The organism is Streptomyces sp. NPDC090127, from assembly GCF_044746945.1.
Taxonomy (GTDB): Bacteria; Actinomycetota; Actinomycetes; order Streptomycetales; family Streptomycetaceae; genus Streptomyces.
Window position 1 is genome coordinate 391,968 of sequence record NZ_JBIVDE010000002.1, and the last position, 16,444, is coordinate 408,411.

The 16,444-nt window shown below is 73.5% G+C and carries 10 protein-coding genes; 5 read left to right on the forward strand and 5 right to left on the reverse strand.

Annotated elements, in window-relative coordinates; genetic code table 11:
- The first annotated feature begins 23 nt into the window (after positions 1-23).
- From ACIPPS_RS07495 to ACIPPS_RS07510, 4 genes are all read left to right on the forward strand, one after another.
- Positions 24-1,361, forward strand: coding sequence for an MFS transporter (locus tag ACIPPS_RS07495; RefSeq protein ID WP_401428034.1), 1,338 nt, complete (start codon positions 24-26; stop codon positions 1,359-1,361).
- Positions 1,362-1,666: 305 nt separating this feature from the next.
- Entirely contained in the window at positions 1,667-3,046 is a 1,380-nt protein-coding gene (locus ACIPPS_RS07500) for an AMP-binding protein (protein ID WP_401428036.1), read from the forward strand.
- A gap of 69 nt (positions 3,047-3,115) precedes the next feature.
- Positions 3,116-4,414, forward strand: coding sequence for a ricin-type beta-trefoil lectin domain protein (locus ACIPPS_RS07505; RefSeq protein WP_401428038.1), 1,299 nt, complete (start codon positions 3,116-3,118; stop codon positions 4,412-4,414).
- A 78-nt stretch (positions 4,415-4,492) separates the two neighbouring features.
- The gene (locus tag ACIPPS_RS07510) at positions 4,493-4,693 is read left to right on the forward strand and encodes a DUF5988 family protein (protein WP_401428040.1); all 201 of its coding nucleotides are present in this window, start codon (positions 4,493-4,495) and stop codon (positions 4,691-4,693) included.
- A gap of 16 nt (positions 4,694-4,709) precedes the next feature.
- Here ACIPPS_RS07510 and ACIPPS_RS07515 read toward each other — a convergent pair whose 3' ends face one another.
- The 3 genes from ACIPPS_RS07515 to ACIPPS_RS07525 all read right to left on the reverse strand — a co-directional run bounded on the left by ACIPPS_RS07515 (position 4,710) and on the right by ACIPPS_RS07525 (position 12,086).
- Entirely contained in the window at positions 4,710-6,089 is a 1,380-nt protein-coding gene (locus ACIPPS_RS07515) for a M1 family metallopeptidase (protein WP_401428042.1), read from the reverse strand.
- Between the two features lie 44 nt (positions 6,090-6,133).
- On the reverse strand, positions 6,134-10,039 hold the full coding sequence (locus ACIPPS_RS07520; RefSeq protein ID WP_401428045.1) for a Pls/PosA family non-ribosomal peptide synthetase: 3,906 nt from the start codon (positions 10,037-10,039) through the stop codon (positions 6,134-6,136).
- Between the two features lie 208 nt (positions 10,040-10,247).
- A complete protein-coding gene (locus ACIPPS_RS07525) occupies positions 10,248-12,086 on the reverse strand; it encodes a glycoside hydrolase family 15 protein (RefSeq protein ID WP_401428048.1) in 1,839 nt (612 codons plus the stop codon).
- Positions 12,087-12,303: 217 nt separating this feature from the next.
- Between ACIPPS_RS07525 and ACIPPS_RS07530 the strand changes: the two genes are divergently transcribed.
- On the forward strand, positions 12,304-13,488 hold the full coding sequence (locus ACIPPS_RS07530) for a serine hydrolase domain-containing protein (RefSeq protein ID WP_401428050.1): 1,185 nt from the start codon (positions 12,304-12,306) through the stop codon (positions 13,486-13,488).
- Between the two features lie 45 nt (positions 13,489-13,533).
- Here ACIPPS_RS07530 and ACIPPS_RS07535 read toward each other — a convergent pair whose 3' ends face one another.
- Positions 13,534-14,739, reverse strand: a complete 1,206-nt coding sequence (locus tag ACIPPS_RS07535; RefSeq protein WP_401428052.1) for a cytochrome P450 — start codon at positions 14,737-14,739, stop codon at positions 13,534-13,536.
- Positions 14,736-16,415: a phytoene desaturase family protein gene (locus ACIPPS_RS07540; protein WP_401428054.1), complete on the reverse strand. Its 1,680-nt coding sequence runs from the start codon at positions 16,413-16,415 to the stop codon at positions 14,736-14,738. Before ACIPPS_RS07540 ends, ACIPPS_RS07535 begins: the two co-directional genes overlap by 4 nt.
- Positions 16,416-16,444: the final 29 nt, after the last annotated feature.

The window sequence follows — 16,444 nt, forward strand, 5'->3', positions numbered from 1 at the left end:
CCCCGCTCCTGCCGGAGGCCCTCGTGTCCCAGTCCCCAGCGGCACCCCCGCAGAACCCGATGAGAGCCGCGCTCGCCGCGCTCGTCGGCACGTCCATCGAGTGGTACGACTTCTACGCGTTCGCCACCGCCGCCGCGATCGTCTTCGACGACGTCTTCTTCCCCGCCGACATGCCCCCGGCGCTGCGGACCCTGTCCGCCTTCGGCACGTTCGCCGTCGGCTTCCTGCTGCGTCCCCTCGGCGGCATCGTCTTCGGGCACATCGGTGACCGGGTCGGCCGCAAGAAGACCCTCGTCATCACCCTGCTGATGATGGGCGTCGCCTCCTTCGCGATCGGGCTGCTCCCGACGTACGCCCAGGTCGGTGTCCTCGCCCCGATCCTGCTCATCGTGCTCCGGCTCGTCCAGGGCATCGCGATCGGCGGCGAGTGGGGCGGCGCGGTCCTCGTCGCCGTGGAGAACGCGCCGAAGGGCAGGGCCACGTTCTTCGGCTCCTTCGCCCAACTCGGCTCCTCGGTCGGCGCCCTGCTGTCGACCGGCGCCTTCTCCCTGATGAACCTCTTCGGCGACGAGGCCTTCGACAGCTGGGGGTGGCGCGTGCCGTTCCTCGCCTCCGCCGTCCTCGTCGTCATCGGTCTCGTGATCCGGCTCAAGCTGGAGGAGGCCCCGGTCATGGAGGAGATCCGGGCGCAGAACACCGCCGACACCAAGCTCCCGCTCGTCGAGGTCCTCCAGACCTCCTGGCGCACCGTCCTCGTCGGCGTCTTCGCGCTCGCCACCGCGACCGGCGGCTACTACGTGGTGACCAGCTACCTCCTCGCCTACGGGACGGGGGAACTGGAGCTCTCCGAGTCGATGCTCCTCAACGGCCTCTCCCTGGCGGCCTTCCTGGAACTCGTCGTCACCCCCGGCCTGTCCTGGCTCGGCGACCGCATCGGAGCGCACAAGGTCGTGGTCGCGGGCCTGGTGGGCGTCATCGTCCTGTCCGTCCCCCAGTTCCTGGCGCTCGGGACCGGCAGCGTGGTCCTGATCTACCTCAGCATGCTGGCGATGCGACTCGTGATGTCCGCGCTGTACGGTCCGATCGCGGCGATCCTCGCCGAGGGGTTCGAGCCGCGGGTGCGCTACACCGGCATCTCGCTCTCCTACCAGATCTGCAACATGATCTTCGGCGGCTTCGCCCCGCTGGCCGCGGTCTCGCTCACCGCGCTGGCGGGCGGACACTACTGGCCCGCCGCCGCCCTGCTCATGGCCATCTCCGCCGTCGGCATCTTCTGCACCCTGCGCCTGCGCCGGCTCGGCACCCCCGAGGCGGACACCTCGGCTCCTCGGTCGGTGAAGGAGACCGCGTCGGCGGTGTGACCGGAACGTCCCTTCCGCCGGGGCCACGGCACACGTGCCGGTGGCCCCGGCGGCCCCCGGGCCACACACCGCCGAGCGGCCCCGGGCCACACACCTCGGAGCAGCCCCGGGCCACACCCGTGCCGAGCATGGGCCCGGCCGTCCGTCCTGGTCAGCGGCGCGCGTTGGATCTTCCACCGAGGGAGATCGGCCGCCCTGGTCGGGACCGCGCCTTGCCCGCCACCGGCTGCCCCGTTTGGATGGCCGGGACGACGGAAGCCGCACGGAACTCCGGTGCGGACCGAGGCAGGCACGGAAAGAAGCGAATGGCATCCATGCTCGACGGCTGCACGCCCTGGCCCGAGGAATTCGTCGACCGCTATTGGGCGGTCGGGCACTGGCGCGGCAACACGCTCGACAACCTCATGCGCGGCTGGGCCCTGCAGTACGGGCCCCGGACCGCGCTCGTCCACGGTGAGACCCGTCTGACGTACGCGGCCCTGAACCGGCGGGTGGACCGCATGGCCGCCGGCTTCCGGCTGCGCGGCCTGCGGCCGGGGCAACGCGTGGTCGTCCAGCTGCCGAACGTGCCCGAGTTCGTCGTCACCGCGTTCGCGTTGATGCGCGCGGGCGCGGTCGCGGTGTTCTGCCCGCTCGCGCACCCCGCGTCCGGTGTGGCCGAGCTCGTGCGGGTCACGCAGGCCGTGGGTTACGTCGCCTCCTCGGCCCACGAAGCGTTCGACCACACGGCCCTCGCCGCCGACGTGGCGGCTCGATGGCCCTTCCTCCGGCGGGTGTTCACCCTGGAGGCGCCGGGTGCCTCCTCCCCGTACGGCGGGCTGTCGACCGACCCGTCGGGCTGCCAGTACAGCCCGCTGGGGTCCATCGACGCCGCGCCCGAGCCCGCGCTCGCGCAGAGCGCCGACCAGGTGGCGTTCTTCCTGCTCGCCGACGGCGACGCCGCCGAGCCCCGGCTCGTTCCGCGCACCCACGACGACGTCGCCTATCAGGCGCGGGCCGCCGCCGAGTCGGTGGCGCTCACGGAGGACGACGTCTATCTCGCCGCGCTGCCCGGCGCGTCGCCCTTCGCGCTCGGCGGCCCCGGAATCGTCGGCACCCTGTCCGTCGGCGGCACCGTGGTGCTGGCCGAGAGCCCGGATCCCGCCGGGTGCCTTCCGGCAGTCGAGCGGGAGCGGGTCACCGTCACCTCGCTCGTGCCCGACGTCGCCCGGCTCTGGCTGGACGCGCTCCCCACCGTCCAGGCCGACGTGAGCAGCCTGCGCCTCGTCCAGCTCGGCGGCCCGCCCCCGCACGACGTGTCCCCGCACGACGTGTCCCCGCAGCGCGCCGTCGCCGAGCGGATCGGCGCCGCGTTCGGCTGCCGTCTCCAGCAGGTCTTCGGCATGGCCGAGGGAGTGTTCACGCTCACCGGGCCCGCCGCCCCGGACGCGTCCGCGCTCGCCACGCAGGGCCGCCCGCTCTCGCCCGACGACCAGATCCGGATCGTCGACGCCGACGGGAGGAACGTGCCCGACGGAGAGGCCGGCGAGCTGCTCGCCCGCGGCCCGTACACGCTGCGCGGCTACTACCGGGCGCCCGAGCGGAACGCCCGCGCGTTCACCGCCGACGGCTACTTCCGCACCGGTCACCTCGCCCGGCGGACCGCGGACGGCGACCTGGTGGTGACCGGCCGGCTCCACTCTTGACCGGAACACGACATAAGCGGTTCACTCCTCCACGATGCAGGTCCAGACCAGCACTCGAATCGAGGCCCCATGTCCCTGCCCTCGCGCGCCCGCCCCCGCGCCCGTACCCGCCTCTTAAGGCTGGCGGCGCTCGCCACCGCCACGATGACCCTCGCCCTCGGCTGGGGGCCCGTCACCTCCGCCGCGCCCCAGACCGCCGAGCGCCTCGCCCCGGCGGCCGGCGTCCAGGCCGTCACCTTCGAGGACACCTTCGACGGCCCGGCCGGCTCCGCCGTCAACTCCGGCAAATGGCAGATCGAGACCGGCGACAACGTCAACAACCACGAGCGACAGTGGTACACCCCCGGCGCCGCCAACGCCGCGCTCGACGGCCAGGGCAACCTGGTGATCACCGCCCGCCGCGAGAACCCCGGCAACTACCAGTGCTGGTACGGCCGGTGCGAGTACACCTCGGCCAGGCTGAACACCTCCGGCCGCTTCACCCAGACGTACGGGCATGTGGAGGCCCGGATGAAGGTGCCGCGCGGGCAGGGCATGTGGCCCGCGTTCTGGATGCTCGGCCAGGACATCGGCCAGGTCGGTTGGCCGAACAGCGGCGAGATCGACGTCATGGAGAACGTCGGCTACGAGCCCTCCACCGTGCACGGGACCCTCCACGGCCCGGGCTACTCGGGCGCCGGCGGCATCGGCGGCGCGTACACCCTCTCCGGCGGCCGCGCCTTCGCCGACGACTTCCACACCTTCGCCGTCGACTGGGCGCCCGGCTCCATCACCTGGACCGTGGACGGGCAGGTCTACCAGCGCCGCACGCCCGCCGATCTGGGTGGCAGGCAGTGGGTGTTCGACAAGCCGTTCTTCCTGATCCTCAACCTCGCCGTGGGCGGCGACTGGCCGGGCAACCCGGACGGCTCCACCCCGTTCCCGAACCGCCTCGTCGTCGACCACGTCCGCGTCACCACCTCCGACGGTGGCGGAGGCGGCCCCACCGGGACCTTCGTCGGTCTCGCCGGCAAGTGCCTCGACGTGGCGAACGGGCAGACCGCGAACGGCACCCAGGTCCAGCTCCACACCTGCAACGGCTCCGCCGCGCAGCGCTGGACCCGGCCGGGCGACGGCACGGTGCGGGCCCTCGGCAAGTGCCTCGACGTCAACGCGGCCTCCACGGAGCCCGGCGCCAAGGTCCAGCTCTGGGACTGCAACGGCAGCGGCGCGCAACGCTTCGACCACAACGCCACCACCCGGGACCTGGTGAACATCCCGGCCGACAAGTGCGTGGACGTCCGCGACCAGAACCCGGCGGACGGGACCCCCGTCCAGACGTGGTGGTGCAGCGGCAACCCGAACCAGAAGTGGACCTTCACCGGCTGATCCCGGGGAGCCCCGCGCGTCGGCCGGGCGGCCTCCCCCGGCATGCGGGGCGCGAGGGAAGTCGGGAGACTGGGTTCCATGGCGCACAAGGCATTCCTGGAGGGCGGCCCCGCCGACCTCGCGACGCAGGTCGTCCTGATCGACACCCCGGGCCAGGACCTGAAGATCCGGCACCGCGGCGGCTACGAGCACTACCGGGAGACCCCCCGCAGGGAGGACACCGCGGAGGGCACCCTTCGGGTGTACGAGTGGTGGGAGCGCACGGAGATCGCGGAGTAACCGGGCCCCCGGGCCGCTAGCTGCCGTTCGTCGGCGGGTAGCCGGGGCGGGCCGGGATCGGAGCGGCGCCGTTCGGGGCGGGCAGCGGCGGAAGCGCCGGCTCGTGCAGCCAGGCCTTCAGCAGGTCGTCCACGGGCTCGCTCGCGTAGCGGGCCACGTGGGCGGTGAAGCCGCCCGTGGTGACCACGCCGTGGCGGTGGACGGTGGCCCAGTCGCGGAGCATGCGGAAGAACGCGCCGTCGCCCAGGGCGCAGCGGACCGCGTGCACCGCGAGGCCGCCGCGCTCGTAGAGGCGGTCGTCGAACATCAGCTTGCGGCCGGGGTCGGCGAGGATCAGGTCCTGCGGCAGGGTGGAGAGCAGCCGGTGCGCGGTGGCGGCGAGCTGCTGCGCCGGGCGGCCGCCGGAGCGCTCCGACCAGAGCCACTCGGCGTACTTGGCGAGGCCCTCGTTCAGCCAGATGTGCCGCCAGTCGGCGATGGTCACGCTGTTGCCGAACCACTGGTGCGCGAGCTCGTGGGCGACCAGGCGCTCCGATCCGCGCCCGCCGTCGACGTGGTTGGCGCCGAAGAGGGAGAGCCCCTGGGCCTCCACGGGGACGTCGAGCTCCTCGTCGGCGACGACGACCGCGTACTCGCCGAAGGGATACGGGCCGAAGACCTCCTCGAACAGTCGCATCATCGCGGGCTGGCGGGCGAAGTCACGGGAGAAGCGCGGCAGCAGGTGCGCCGGCACGTGGGCGCTCTGCGGCACACCGCCGAGCCCGGGGTCCCCGAGCAGCACCGTCTGGTACATGCCGATGGACAGACCGACGAGGTAGCTGGAGGTCGGCGCGGACTGCTCGTACACCCAGGTGGTCGTCGAGGCCTTGGTGGTGCGGGTGAGCAGTCGGCCGCCCGCCACCACGGTGTACGCGGAGGGGGTGTTGACCGAGATCTGGTACGAGGCCTTGTCGGCCGGGCGGTCGTTGCAGGGGAACCAGGAGGGCGCCCCCACGGGCTGGCTCGCCACCAGCGCGCCGTCGGTCAGCTCCTCCCAGCCCAGGCCGCCCCAGGGGCTGCGCACCGGCTTGGGGTTGCCCGCGTAGTGCACCTCGACGGTGAAGGCGGCGCCGGCGGGCAGCGGCTTGGCGGGCCGGAGGCGGAGCTTGCCCGCGCGGTGGGCGTAGTGCGGGGCCCGGCCGTCGACGAGGATCCGGCCGACCTTGAACTCGCCGAGGTTCAGATGGAACTCGGTGAGCGGGGCCCGGCCCGCTATCGCGCTGATCCGGGCCGTCCCGGCCAGCCGGTTGGGGCCGGGACGGTAGTCCAGCGCGAGTTCGTACCGGTGCACGCGGTACCGGGAGTCGCCGTTGGCCGGAAAGTACGGGTCCGACGCCGTTGTCTGCTGGCCGCTCACTGCCGCTTACGCTCCCTGCCCTGTGCTGTGCTGGTACCGCCCGTTCAGGGCCGCCACGCCTCGATCGGATTGCCCAGCCAGCGGGTGTCGGCGGGGACCGATTCCCCCGCCATCACGAGAGAGGCCGGCCCCAGCGTGCTGCGGGCCCCGACCGAGCTGCCGGGCAGGACGATTCCGCCCGGGCCCAGGGTGGCGCCCTCGCGGAGGACCACAGTATCCGTCCTCAAGATCCGGTCGTGGAAGAGGTGCGTCTGCAGGACGCAGCCCCTGTTCACGCTGACCGCGTCGCCGAGGACCACGAGGTCCGTCTCGGGCAGCCAGTAGCTCTCGCACCAGACGCCCCGGCCGATCCGCGCACCGAGCCCGCGCAGCCACAGGGACATCACGGGTGTGCCGGGCACCGAGCCGATCAGCCAGGGCACGGCCAGCACCTCGACGAAGGTGTCGGCCAGCTCGTTGCGCCAGACGAAGCCGCTCCACAGCGGGTGCTCGCCGGTCCGGTGCCGGCCGACGAGCAGCCACTTCGCGGCGACCGAGACCAGGCAGGCGGCGGCCCCGGCGGCGAGGAGGACCGCCCCGGACAGCAGCGCGGTGCCGAGGACCCCGAGGCCGCTCGTGGCGGCCAGGGCGCAGAACGCCGCGACGGTCAGGACGGCGAACGCGGCCGAGCAGAAGACCGGGAGGAGTCGGCAGAGCTCCACGAGGCCGCGCGCCCACAGCAGCCGGGCGGGCGGGTCGTACGTGCGGCTCTGATCGGCGTCGGCGGCGGAGCGCGGCAGTCTGACCGGCGGCAGGCCCAGGTAGGAGCTGCCCTTCTTGGCCTTCTTCGGCGTCGCGGACAACACCCCGACCAGGCCGTCGTCCGGCACCGTGCGGCCGGGGGCGGTCATGCCGGAGTTGCCGAGGAAGGCGCGGCGGCCGATCTCGGAGTGGCCGACGCGGACCCACCCGCCGCCCAGTTCGTAGGGGGCGGTCAGGGTGTCGTCGGCGAGGAACGCGCCCTCGCCGACGGTGGTGAGGCTCGGCAGCGCGAGCACCGTGGACACCTCGGCGCCGCGGCCGATCTTCATGCCGAGCAGACGCAGCCAGACGGGCGTGATGAGCCCGGCGTAGAGCGGGAAGAGGGTCTCCCGCGCCCGGTCCATGAGCTGGGTGACGGTCCAGGCCTGCCAGGCGACCCGGCTGTGCGTCGGGTGGCTGCCGGTGCGCAGCCCGAGACTGAGCAGCCGTACGGAGACCAGGACGAGCGCCGCGAACGCGAGGCCGTGGGCGAGCGCGCCGGGGACCACGGCGAGCAGGGCTCCTCGCAGGGCCTCGGCGAGTCCGGCGTCGGCGGGCACGAAGCGGCTGACGACGAGGAGCGCGGGCACGGCGGCGAGCACGGGCAGGGCGCTGAGGGCGAAGCCGGTCGCTCCGTAGACGGCCCGCCAGCGGACCGTGCGCGGTGGCCGTTCCTTGGGCCAGTTGCGCTTGGCCTTGCCGAGCTTGACGGCGGGGGCGCCGGCCCAGCGCTGGCCGGTGGGGATGGTGCCGGCGACCGCGGAGCCGGGGGCCACCTCGGAGCGCTTGCCGACCCGGGCGCCGGGGAAGAGGAGGCTGCGGGTGCCGACGACGGCGCCCGCGCCGACCTTGACCGGGCCGATCTCCAGCCGGTCGCCGTCGAGCCAGTAGCCGGAGAGGTCCACCTCGGACTCGACGGCGCAGCCGCGGCCGAGCTTGAGCATGCCGGTCACCGGCGGCAGCGCGTGCAGGTCGACGTCGGGACCGACCTTGGCGCCCAGGGCGCGGGCGTACCGTTCCAGCCAGGAGCCGGTGAGGGAGGTCGCGCCGACGCACTCGGCGAGCCGCTCGGCCGTCCACAGCCGCAGGTGGACGCTGCCGCCGCGGGGGTGGCGGCCCGCCGTGACGCCGCGCAGCAGCAGCCGTGCGCCGCCGGCGGCGATCGCCAGCCGGCCGGGCGGGCTGAAGAGCAGGGCCGCGCCGGCGGCGAGGAGCCACCAGGAGGCGGTCGGCGCCCACGGGTAGGGCCCGAACAGGTGCAGCACATTGCCGAGGGCCAGCAGCGCGACCGTCCAGCGCAGGCCGACGACGGTGAAGAGGGGGAGCAGCAGGAGCGACTGCGCGACCTTGGCGCGGAGCGGGACCGGGAGGACGGTCCGGGCCGCGCCGTCGTCCTGGACGGACTTCTCCAGGCGCCGGGCGAGCTTGCGCAGGGTGGGCTGCTGGTAGATGTCGAGGACGGCGGCGCTCGGGTAGCGGGTGCGCAGCCGGGTGGTGAGCTGGGCGGCGGCGAGGCTGTTGCCGCCGATGGCGAAGAAGTCGTCGGCGGCGCCGGAGACGGTCACGCCGAGGGTCTCGCTCCACTGTTCGGCGAGCCAGGCCTCGGTGCCGTAGAGCTGCTCGACGGGGCCGGTGCCCTCCACCTCCGGCAGCGGCCAGGGCAGCGCGTCCCGGTCCACCTTGCCGGAGGTACGGGTCGGCAGCTCGGCGACCGGGGCGAGCAGCGGGACGAGGGCGGCGGGCAGCTCGGCGCGCAGCCGCTCGACGGCCGCCGCCTGGTCCCAGCCGTCCTGGGTGACCAGGTAGCCGACGAGCAGCTGGTTGCCGCTGCGGGCGGTGCGGACGGCGGCGGCCGCGCCGGCGACGCCGGGCAGGGCCTGGAGGGCGGAGTCGACCTCGCCGAGTTCGATGCGGCGGCCGCCGAGCTTGATCTGCTCGTCGCCGCGGCCGAGGAAGACCAGGCCTTCGGGTTCGGCGCGGACCAGGTCGCCGCTGCGGTAGGCGCGCTCCCAGCCGAGGGATTCCAGCGGGGCGTACTTCTCGGCGTCCTTGGCCGGGTCGAGGTAGCGGGCCAGGCCGACGCCGCCGATCACGAGCTGGCCACTGCCGCCCATGGGTACCGGTTCGCCGGACTCGTCGACGACGGCCAGCTCCCAGCCGTTGAGCGGGAGGCCGATCCTGATCGGTTCCTCGCCGGTCATGAGGGAGGCACAGGCGACGACGGTGGCCTCGGTGGGGCCGTAGGTGTTCCAGACCTCGCGGCCCTCGGTGACAAGGCGTTGGGTCAGTTCGGGCGGGCACGCCTCGCCGCCGAAGATCAGCAGCCGGACCTCGTCGAGGGTCTCCGGCTCCCAGAGCGCGGCCAGGGTCGGCACGGTCGAGACGACGGTGATCTCCTGCTCCACCAGCCAGGGGCCGAGATCGGCGCCGCTGCGGACCTGGGAGCGGGGTACCGGCACGAGGCAGGCGCCGTAGCGCCAGGCCAGCCACATCTCCTCGCAGGAGGCGTCGAACGCGACGGAGAGTCCGGCCATGACCCGGTCGCCGGGGCCGATCGGCTCCTCGACGAGGAAGAGGGCGGCCTCGGCGTCCACGAAGGCGGCGGCGCCGCGATGGGTGACGGCGACGCCCTTGGGCTTGCCGGTGGAGCCGGAGGTGAAGATGATCCAGGCGTCCTGGTCGGGCCCGGGCCGCGCGGCGGGGGCCCGGTCCCGCGCTCCCCCGGTGACGTCGACAGACCGGCCGGCGCCGAGCACGGCGCGGACCCCGGCCTCGCCGAAGACCAGCTCGGCGCGCTCGTCGGGGTCCTCGGCGTCGACCGGCACGTAGGCGGCGCCGGTGGCGAGGACGGCGAGGATCGCCACGTAGAGCTCGTTGGTCCCGGAGGGGACGCGGATGCCGACGCGGTCGCCGAGGCCCACTCCGGCGGCCGCCAGGGCGCGGCGCCCGCGCTCGACCTCCGCGGCGAGGGCCCGGTAGGTCAGCCGGGTGCTGCCGTCGTCCAGGGCCAGCTCGTCGGGGTGGGCCCGGACGGACTCCTCGAAGATGTCGATCAGGGTGCGCGGGGGCGCGGCGGGGCCGGCCGAGAACCGGGCGTGCTTGCCGTCGTCCTCGCGCGGGTCCGCGTCGTCGAGGAGGGTGAGGTCACCGCTCAGGGGTGTGGCTGCCATCGGCCCTCGCGTTTCGTTCCCGGCGTCATCCGGGTCGTCGGCGGAGCCCGGGTCTGCCCAGGTTGTTCCGGTCCGACGCCAAACAGCCCGCCAGTCTAGTCCGTCAGGGATGAAATTCGCGTCGACGTCTTGCGCGTGGCCGGGACAGGGCGGTAATGGAGGTGTCCCGTCTCCTCCGTCGAGCCGGTCGGGGCCGCGGTGGGGGTGGTCATCGCGGCGGGTTCCAGGCGGCGGCCGCCTTGTCGAGTTCCTCGTCGAGGGCCATGGCCGCGGTGATCAGGGCGAGGTGGGTGAAGGCCTGGGGGAAGTTCCCGAGTTGCTCGCCGGTCGGGCCGATCTCCTCGGCGAAGAGCCCGACATGGTTGGCGTACGTGAGCATCTTGTCCATCGCGTACCGCGCCTGGTCCAGCCGGCCGGCCCGGGCCGTCGCCTCGACCCAGAAGAAGCTGCAGAGGGAGAAGGTGCCCTCGGAGCCGCGCAGGCCGTCGGGGGACGCCTCGGGGTTGTAGCGGTAGACGAGGCTGTCCGTGACCAGTTCCCGGTCCATCGCGTCCAGGGTGGCCAGCCACGAGGGGGCCTTCGGCGAGATGAAGCCGACCAGGGGCATGAGCAGCAGGGACGCGTCGAGCACCTCGCTGCCGTAGTGCTGCACGAACGCCTGCCGTTCGGCGTTCCAGCCGCGCTCCATCACCTGCGTGAGGATCGCGTCCCGCTGCGCGGTCCAGCGGGGCAGGTCGGCGGGCCGGGCGTACTGGGTGGCGAGCCGGATGCCCCGGTCGAGGGCCACCCAGCACATCACGCGGCTGTACGTGAAGTCCTTCCGGCCGCCCCGGGTCTCCCAGATACCCTCGTCGGGGCGGTCCCAGTTGTCGGCGAGCCAGTCGAGGAGCGCCGCGAACCCCTTCCACGCCTGGTACCCGGCGAGCTCGGCGAGATCCGGGGAGTGGGTCATCGCGTAGGCGAACTCGCCGTAGATGTCGAGCTGGAGCTGGTCGGCGGCGCCGTTCCCGGCGCGTACGGGAGCGGAGTCGCGGTAGCCGGACAGGTGGTCCAGGATCTCCTCGGGCAGCTCGGGGTCGCCGTCGATCCGGTACATGATCTGCATCGGCTCGCCGCCGGGCGGGCGGGGCGCGCGGAAGCGGCCCCCGAGCCAGCGGGCGAAGGCGTTGGCCTCCTCGACATAGCCGAGGTCGATCAGGACGCGTACGGAGAGGGACGCGTCGCGGATCCAGGTGTAGCGGTAGTCCCAGTTCCGCTCGCCGCCGACCTGTTCCGGGAGGCCCATCGTGGCGGCGGCGATCGGGGCGCCGGTCGGCGCGTAGATGAGCAGTTTCAGGGTGATGGCCGAGCGGTTGACCATGCTCTGCCAGCGGCCCCGGTACCGGCAGCGGTGGACCCATCCGTGCCAGAAGGCGTGGGTCTCCCGCAGGTGCTTCTCCAGCGCGGGCGCGGTGACGGGGTCGGGGCCGGCGGCTCCGGCGGCGGAGGTCTCCAGGACGATCCCGGCGCGTTCGCCCTGGCGGAGGGTGACGGTGGCGCGGACGTCCTGGCCGTCGGCCTCCAGGGGGACGGAGCTGCGCAGGTGCACGTCGAGGCCGGGGCCGTGGAAGGTGGCGGCGGGGCCGTCGAGGGTGAGGGTGTGCGGGGCGCGGCCGTAGTCGAAGCGTGGCCGGCAGCGGATCTCGAAGGTGAGGGTCCCGCGGACCACGCGCAGGACGCGGACGATGCGGTGCCGGTCGGTGGCCGCGTCGGGCCGCTCGGCCACCGGCATGAAGTCGACCACCTCGCCGACCCCGTCCGGGGTGAGGAAGCGGGTGATCAGGACGGCGGTGTCGGGCAGGTAGAGCTGGCGGACCGTCACGTCGGCGGCGGCCGGGGCGATGGTGAAGTGGCCGCCGCGTTCCTGGTCGAGGAGGGCGGCGAAGATGCTCGGCGAGTCGAAGCGGGGCGCGCAGAACCAGTCGACCGCGCCGCCCGCGGAGATCAGGGCCGCGCACTGGAGGTCGCCGACCAGTCCGTGGTCCGCGATGGGTGGGTAGCCGGACACGAAGGCCTCGCTTCCGCCGCCCGCCGCCTCCGGGGCCGGAGGGGCTCTTCGTCTCCGCCCCACGCAACCCGCCGCCGCGGGCTTCGGCAACACGGGACGACCGACCGGGCGAACGGGAGCACCGGCGGCGCCGTGCCGCTGCCCCTGTACGCCCCCTTCCCGCCGATCCGACCAGTCGGTATGTTGCGGGGACTGTCGAGCCGCCCTGGAGGCGCTGATGTCCGAGCCCGACCCGGCGGGTGCGCCGGTCCCCTCGATCGAGGGGCACTGCGACCCCCGTTTCGCCGCCGTACGGGACGCCTTCGAGGCCAACTTCCGTACGCGGGACGAGCTCGGCGCCGCCGTGACGGTCCAGGTCCACGGCGAGACCGTGGTCGACCTGTGGGGAGGCTGGGCGGACTCCGCCCGTACGCGTCGCTGGGAGCACGACACCGTCGTCAACGTCTGGTCGACCACCAAGGGCGTGACCGCGCTCTGCGCCCATGTCCTCGCCGACCGCGGACTGCTCGACCTGGACGCGCCGGTGGCCTCGTACTGGCCCGAGTTCGGCGCGGCGGGCAAGGAGAGGCTCCCGGTGCGTTTCCTCCTCTCCCACCGCGCCGGGCTCTCCGGGCTCCGCGAGCCGCTCTCCCTCGCGGAGTTCTACGACTGGGGGCTGACGACCGCCCGGCTCGCGGCGACGGAGCCGTGGTGGGAGCCGGGCACGCGCTCGGGCTACCACGCCCTGACCTACGGCTTCCTGGTCGGCGAGGTGATCCGGCGCGTCACCGGACAGCTGCCCGGCGCGTTCCTCCGGGAGGAGATCACAGGTCCGCTCGGCATCGACTTCACCATCGGCCTGCCGGAGAAGGAGGCGGCCCGCGCCGCCGAGCTGGTGCACCCCCGGATCACGTCGTCGAGCGACCATGCCGCCGCCTTCGCCCAGTTGGCGCCGGCCGCGCAGGCCGCCCTGGCCAACCCCTCGGTCGGCGCCACCCAGGCCAACAGCGACGCGTGGCGTGCCGCCGAACTCCCGGCGGCCAACGGCCACGGCACGGCCCGCGCGGTCGCCCGGCTGTACGGCGTGTTCGCCGGGCGCGGCCGGTCCGAGGGGCGTGTGGTCCTCTCCGAACGGGCCGCCGAACGGGCCCGCGAGGGGCAGGGCCGGTGCCGGGACCTGGTCCTGGGAGCGGGCTTCGGCCACGAGACGGAGTGCGCCCTCGGCTTCTGGCTCAGCGGCCCCCATGCCTCCTACGGCCCCAACCCGCGCGCCTTCGGCCACGACGGCTTCGGGGGTTCGTGCGGCATGGCGGACCCGGAGGCGGGACTCTCCCTCGGGTACGTCATGAACCGCATGGGCCCGCGCATCGCGGACGACCCGCGCAAGATGGCCCTGGTCGAGGCCGCGTACGCGTCGCTGTGACGCAGTCCGGGCCCGCCCCCGCACGAGGTCGCGGGCCCGGCCCGCTCACCAGGTGACCGGCAGCGCCTTCAGGCCGCTGAAGAACTCCCGGGAACGCCAGTGCAGTTGCTGTTCCGGAGTGGCCAGGCGCAGCCCGGGGAGGCGGGTGAGGACGCGTTCGAGGGTGATCTGGAGTTCCAGGCGGGCCAGGTGGGCGCCCAGGCAGTAGTGGATGCCGTGGCCGAAGCTGATGTGCGCGGCGCCGGGGCGGTCCAGGACCAGGCGGTCGGGGTGCGGGAAGACCGCGGGGTCGTGGTTGGCGGCCGCCTGGGAGACCACCACGGCCTCGCCCGCGCGCACGAGGGTGCCGCCCACCCGCACGTCCTCCCGGGCGTAGCGGGGCAGGGTGAGGCCGTTGAGCAGGGGGACGTAGCGCAGGAGCTCCTCCACCGCCCGGGGGATGAGTTCGGGCCGGGAGCGCAGGGTGGTCAGCCACGCGGCGCCGTCGCCCCGGGCCTCGCCGGGGAGCAGGAGGACCGCGAAGAAGTTCGCGATCTGGTTGGTGGTCGTCACGAAGCCCGCGATGAGCAGCTCGCCGAGCAGGCCCGTCAGCTCCTCCTCGGTGAGGCCCCCGTCGTCGTGGGCGCGGACGAGGAGGGTGAGGAGGTCCTCGGCCGGGGCCCGGCGGCGCTCGTCGATCCAGCCGTGCATGCGGGTGAAGAAGTCCTTCCCGCGCTGTTCGAGGGCCTCGGGCGTCTCGCTGCCGGAGCAGATGACGTCGGCCCACGCCCGGACGGCGGGCACGTCGGCGGCGGGGACGCCGACCAGTTCGCAGATGAGGGTCATGGGCAGCGGGAAGGAGAGGTCCTCGACCAGGTCGGCCGGCGGACCCGCGTCCTCGATCCGGTCGAGCAGCGCGTCGGCCACCTCGCCGATGCGCACGCGCAGGCCCTCCATCCGGCGGGCGGTGAACTCCCTGGCCAGCAGGGTGCGCAGCGGGGTGTGCCGGGGCGCGTCGAGGGCGATCAGACCGCCGCCGGCCCGGGGCATCGGGTCGATGCGGGGATGGTCGCGCCGAAGCGCCTCGGCGAGGGAGAACCGGCCGTCGGAGAGGACGGCGCGCACGTCCTCGTAGTCGGTGGCGAGCCAGGCCTCGTCGCCGTACGGCAGGCGGACCCGGGTCAACGGCCCCCCGCGCAGGGGCGCGTACCCGGTGGAGACGCCGAGCCCTTCGTCGGTCCAGAAGGGGTACGGAAGAGGGGTCGCGGTCATGGGAGCTGCCTTTCTCGGCTGACAGGGGTCTGCGGGCCGGCCGGGCCCACGGGGACGAGGACATGGGTGGGCGGCGGCGCGCTGGTGTCGATGTCGGCGGTGAAGTCGAGGCCGTCGTCCCGGCAGACGAACTGCATGACCTGCCGTCCGGCGGCGGCGGCCCGGATCAGGCCGCCGGTGGTGGCCCACACCCCGGAGAGGTAGAAGTTCCGCAGACCCGGCAGGACGGGGCCGTTCTTCTTGATCAGCTCCTCCATCGTCTCGCCGCTCTCCACGAAGGGCTGCCAGCCGAGGAAGGTGCCCTCGTAGCTGCCCGTGTAGCGGATCTGGGTGAGCGGGGTGCTGGTGTCCCGTACGGCGATGGAGTCCTTCAGGCCGGGGTGGCGGGCGTCGAGGAAGTCGACGACGGCGTCCCGCGTCCGGCGCTTGGCCACGGCGTACGCCTTGCCGCGCCGCACCGGCAGCGTGTGCAGCTCCGTGCCCCGGCGCGGGCGGCTGAGGCGCTCGGGGCCCTCGGCGAGCTCCCGCCAGGGCGCGGTGTCGGAGAAGTACGTGGCGTAGACGACGCTGGTGTCCTGGGGCGACAGCTCGGGGTAGAACCGGCTGCGGAACTGGATGTTGAGGCTCGGGTGGCGGATGCCGGTGAGCCGGGCGGCGGTCTCCTCGTCGAGGAGGTGGGTGGTGGTGGGGTCGGCGTCCGGGAAGGCGCGGCGCAGCCCCAGGAAGACGCTGACGTAGCCGGGGAAGACCATGCCGGGCCGGTGCAGGGTCTCCCGGTACAGCTTCGCGTAGTCCGCGTCGAGGTGGCGGCCGTCCAGGAGCTTCAGGAGCGTGGTGGGGCCGTCGCACGCGGAGACGACGATGTCGGCGTAGTGCTCCTGGCCGTCGGCGAGCCGGACGCCGATCGCGCGGTCGTCCTTGACGAGGATCTCCTCGACCAGCGCGTTGTACGTGATCTCCCCGCCGAGCCGCAGGTAGCGCTGCTCGATGGAGCGGGCCAGACCCAGCGAGCCGCCCTCGGGGACGCCTGCCGACCGGTGGGCCTGCGCGGCCATCTGGAAGTAGAACGGCAGGACCGGGAAGCCGGGGTGCTTCTCGTACAGGATGTAGTTGAACGCCTCCCTCAGCAGCGGGTCCTCGAAGCGGGTGGAGTACTCCGTCATCAGGGTGGACATCGACGTGCGGAAGAGGTTGAAGTACGGCACGAAGCCGGCCAGCATGCGCCACCGCTCCCGGCGGGTCATCAGCGGCACCGGCTTGAGGAAGGGGTAGGCGGGCAGGCAGGTGATGAACCTGCGCAGGCCCGCGCAGAAGGCCTTGACGGGGCGGGCGTCGGCGGGCGACAGCTCCAGCAGGTGTGCTTCGAGCCGGTCGGGGTCGCAGTAGAAGTAGACGGCCCGGCCGTCCGCGCCGCGCACCACGTTGAAGACGTCGAAGTGGCGCATCTCCTTGCCCTGGAGCGCGCCGAGTTCGAGCCAGATCCGGTGCATCTCGTTGCCGGGGCCGTTGCCGAGGAGCCAGCTGACGCAGGCGTCGAAGGTGTAGGAGCCGCGGTCCCAGCCGGTGCAGCAGCCGCCCGGGATCTCGTGCATCTCGAAGATCCGGGTGCGGTAGCCGTTCATCCGGGCGTACGCGCCGGTGGAGAGGCCGCCGAGGCCCCCACCGATGATGATCATGGACTCTCGGCGCTGCGGTCCTGCCGGTC